The organism is bacterium (genome assembly GCA_035703895.1).
GTDB lineage: Bacteria > Sysuimicrobiota > Sysuimicrobiia > Sysuimicrobiales > Segetimicrobiaceae > Segetimicrobium.
Genome location: DASSXJ010000070.1, coordinates 1 through 3,426 on the forward strand (window position 1 = coordinate 1; position 3,426 = coordinate 3,426).

A 3,426-nucleotide genomic window follows, 5' to 3' on the forward strand; every position below is an offset into this window, starting at 1 on the left:
TCCGTCGCCTTCCGAATGCGATCTTTCCACACTTATTCCGAACGGCCCTGTACAATCACTCAGGGGTCTGCTTCGCGACGCGGCCCGAAGAGATCCTGTGGAGATCCACACCATGCCTGGAAATCATGCGACGTTTCTCAAAGAACTGCACGTGCCCGTCCTGGCTAAGGCGTTACGGGGGTGTATCGACTTTGCGCTGAGACCACGACCGTCCCACGACCATTTCGCGCGCCGATGAGGAACATGATGTTCCCTCACGGCGTCCCACTGCTTCCGTTGCTGGAGAAAGACGAGGTCCATATCTGGCGTAGTGTGATCGACTTGCCTGATTCACGCATCCAAGCTCTCGAAAAGTCCCTGACCCCGGACGAATGCGCGAGGGCGGACGGCTTTCGCTTCGAGACGCACCGGGACCGGTTCGTGGCGGCCCGCGGACTTCTGCGAGCCATTCTCGCTCGCTACCTCGGCACCCACCCCGGCCAACTGCGCTTCCGGTACGGTCCGTACGGAAAGCCTGCGCTGGACGGAGAGACTGGGAAAAATATCAGTTTCAACCTCTCTCATGCAAACGGACTTGCCCTCTATGCCCTCGCCCGCGACCGGGAGATCGGCATCGATCTGGAACAGGTTCGTCCGCATTCATTGGACCAGACCATTGCGGAACAGTACTTTTCGGAGCAAGAGAACGCGATGCTTGGTGTTTTATCCGTGCATGGAGGGTCGGAGCCGTTCTTTCGCTACTGGACCCGAAGGGAAGCCTATCTGAAGGCTCACGGCGAAGGCCTTTCGGGTTTCCCCAGGCGGCCGGACTTTTCGCTGGAGGGAGGTGATCCGTTGCCTCTGGGAACGAAGGAAGAAACCCATCAAGGGGGCGCTCAGTGGTTGCTGAGAGATTTGGACCCGGCTCCCGGTTACGTAGCTGCTATCGCGATCGAAGGTCCACACTCGCGATTGCGGTTGATGTTTGCTGAGTGGCCCCCGAAGTGAACATCCACTAGAAAACCCTACCACCGGCGGGGACGTCGCGCTCGGTTCCGAGCAGCACCACCCGGCCCGCCTCGTCAGGCACCCCCAGCACCAGGACTTCCGAGATGAATCCCGCGATGCGGCGGGAGCCGAGGTTCATCGCGGAGACGACCATCCGGCCGACGAGGTCCTCCGGCCGGTAGAGATCCGTGAGCTGCGCGCTCGACACCCTGGTCCCGGCAGGACCGAAATCGATCCACAGCTTGTACGCGGGTCTCCTGGCCTCTTCGTGCCGCTCGGCTTTCGTGATGCGCCCGACCCGGAGCTCCAGCGTTCGAAACGCGTCGATGGGGTCCATGAGGGCATAGTATAATAGGCGCGATGCGCGTGATCCTTCTCGTTCTGACTCTTACGCTGACGGCGGCGCTCATCGCGGGGCCTCCGGGAGCCCAGGCGGCCGCGCCTCCGCGGGTGGCCATTGTCTTTGAGCATGCAGGCCCAAGCCTGAGCGATCTCGCTCCCATCTATGCGATGCACAAGCCGTTTGGCTTGGGAATCTTTCCCCGGATGCGGTACTCCGCGCAGATCGCCCGTGAGGCGGCGGCGCACGGGCTCACTCCAATGTTGCATCTTCCTATGGAAGCGCGGAACCCCGCCGACATGGGGCAGGTCCCGGGTGCGGTCTGGGTGCGCATGACGGATGCGCAGATCGCCCGCGTCGTCGACGAGGATCTGGCGAGCGCCCCCGGAGTTGTGGGCGTCAGCAACCACGCCGGATCTCGGGCGACGGCCGATCCGCGCGTGATGGCCGCGGTGCTGCGGACCGTCAGGGCTAGAGGGCTCTGGTTCGAGGAGAACCGCACCACCCCCGCGTCGGTCGCCTCTACCATCGCCGCCGGCCTCGGGATGCGCGTGGTGCTGGTCACGACCTATCTGGACGACCCCCCGGTTGACATCGAAGGCAAGGTACGCGCGCTGATTGCCACCGCCGTCACGCGGGGGTCGGTGGTCGCGGTCGCCCACATCACCACCGGCACGCCCGCGGTGGTGCGCCGTCTGCTGCCCGAGTTTCAGCGGGCCGGGATCGCATTCGTGCCCGTGACGGAGTTCCTCAAGGAGGCCGGCCGCCCGTAGCGAATCCGGTGACATTCATGTCCCGGGTCCTCCTCGTCGACGACGACAAGAAGCTCCTGCCGTTACTGGAGCGCGGTTTCCGCTTTGAGGGATTCGAGGTGCTCGCCGCCGCCACCGGTGAGGACGGCCTGGCCCTGGCCCGAACCCGCACTCCCGATGTCGTCGTCCTCGACATCGGCCTTCCGGCGCTCGACGGGCTCGAGGTCTGCCGGTCCCTGCGGCGCCACGCGGATATCCCGATCATCATGCTCACCGCCCGGGACGAGGTCGCCGACAAAGTCAGCGCGCTCGACCTCGGGGCCGATGATTACGTGACAAAACCGTTTGCCTTCGACGAGCTCGTGGCCCGTGTCCGCGCGCTGTTGCGGCGCCGCACGCCTTCACAGGCCGGAAGGCTTGCTTTCGGGGATCTCGCATGCGATGTCGGCACCCGCGAGGTGCACCGGGCCGGTCGTCCGATCTCGCTGACGGCCCGGGAGTTTGACCTCTTGGTATGCTTCCTCCGCCACCCCCGGCAGGTGCTCATGCGGGAGGCGCTGCTCCAGAAGGTGTGGGGGTATGAGTTCAGCGGAGACACCAAGGTGGTCGACGTTTACGTCGGCTATCTCAGGCAGAAGCTCGGCGAGCCGCGCCTCGTCCAGACGGTCCGGGGGGTCGGCTACGCGCTTCGGTTGTCGGAATGACGATCAGGCTGCGCCTCGCGCTGTTCTTCACGCTCCTCGTGGGCTGTACGTTGGTGCTCGCCGGCACGGCGACATACAAGCTCCTGCGGCACGGCTTGCTGGCCGGGGTCGAGCGGGACGTCTCGGAACGCGCCGCAGTGTTCGCGCGATCCAATCCGAATCCCCCGTACAACCTCGACGTGTTCGCGGCGCCCGACACCTTCCTTCAGGTGGTGGACGGCGCGGGCGCGCCGGTCGCCGGCTCGGGCAACCTGGGGCCGCGGATGCTTCCGCTCACGCAGGCGGCGCGATCCGGGCAGGTCGTCGAGGCGCGGGTAGGAGGCCGGCCCCTCTACCTGACCGCGGCGCCGATCCCCGGAGGACGGTTCATCATCGTCGCGCGCTCGCCCGTGACCATCTATGGTGCGCTGCGTGCGCTCAAGCGGCTCCTGACCTACGTGGTCGTTGCCGCCCTGATCCTCACCGGCGGCCTCGGCTGGCTCTTCGCCCGGGCCGTCGTGCGTCCGATCGAGAGCGTGGTGGCGGCGGCACGCGCGGTCAAAGAGAGCCGGGATCTCAAGCAGCGGGTCGCCTACAACGGACCGCCGGACGAGATCGGACGCCTGGCCGCGACGTTCAACGCCATGCTGGCTGAGCTGGACGG

5 protein-coding genes are annotated in these 3,426 nt (G+C 65.6%); 4 read left to right on the top strand and 1 reads right to left on the bottom strand.

The window, feature by feature from the left end:
- The first annotated feature begins 243 nt into the window (after nt 1-243).
- Nucleotides 244-987 (top strand): 4'-phosphopantetheinyl transferase superfamily protein, encoded by a 744-nt coding sequence (locus tag VFP86_05010; GenBank protein ID HET8998986.1) that lies wholly within the window; start codon nt 244-246, stop codon nt 985-987.
- A 7-nt stretch (nt 988-994) separates the two neighbouring features.
- Here VFP86_05010 and VFP86_05015 read toward each other — a convergent pair whose 3' ends face one another.
- Nucleotides 995-1,324 carry a tRNA-binding protein gene (locus tag VFP86_05015; protein HET8998987.1) on the bottom strand — a complete coding sequence of 110 codons (330 nt, stop codon included), beginning with the start codon at nt 1,322-1,324 and terminating at the stop codon, nt 995-997.
- A gap of 29 nt (nt 1,325-1,353) precedes the next feature.
- On the opposite strand from VFP86_05015, the gene VFP86_05020 reads away from it, so the two are divergent.
- The 3 genes from VFP86_05020 to VFP86_05030 form a co-directional block, all read left to right on the top strand.
- A complete protein-coding gene (locus VFP86_05020; GenBank protein HET8998988.1) occupies nt 1,354-2,100 on the top strand; it encodes a divergent polysaccharide deacetylase family protein in 747 nt (248 codons plus the stop codon).
- 17 nt (nt 2,101-2,117) lie between these two features.
- Nucleotides 2,118-2,783, top strand: a complete 666-nt coding sequence (locus tag VFP86_05025; protein HET8998989.1) for a response regulator transcription factor — start codon at nt 2,118-2,120, stop codon at nt 2,781-2,783.
- Nucleotides 2,780-3,426 (top strand): HAMP domain-containing protein (locus VFP86_05030; GenBank protein HET8998990.1); only part of this gene is annotated, 647 nt, incomplete at its 3' end. The genes VFP86_05025 and VFP86_05030, both read left to right, overlap by 4 nt.

Bases quoted from the DNA above. Each gene is read 5' to 3' on its own strand.
- VFP86_05010 (HET8998986.1), top strand. From the start codon at position 244: ATGATGTTCCCTCACGGCGTCCCACTGCTTCCGTTGCTGGAGAAAGAC.
- VFP86_05015 (HET8998987.1), bottom strand. From the start codon at position 1,324: ATGGACCCCATCGACGCGTTTCGAACGCTGGAGCTCCGGGTCGGGCGC.
- VFP86_05025 (HET8998989.1), top strand. From the start codon at position 2,118: ATGTCCCGGGTCCTCCTCGTCGACGACGACAAGAAGCTCCTGCCGTTA.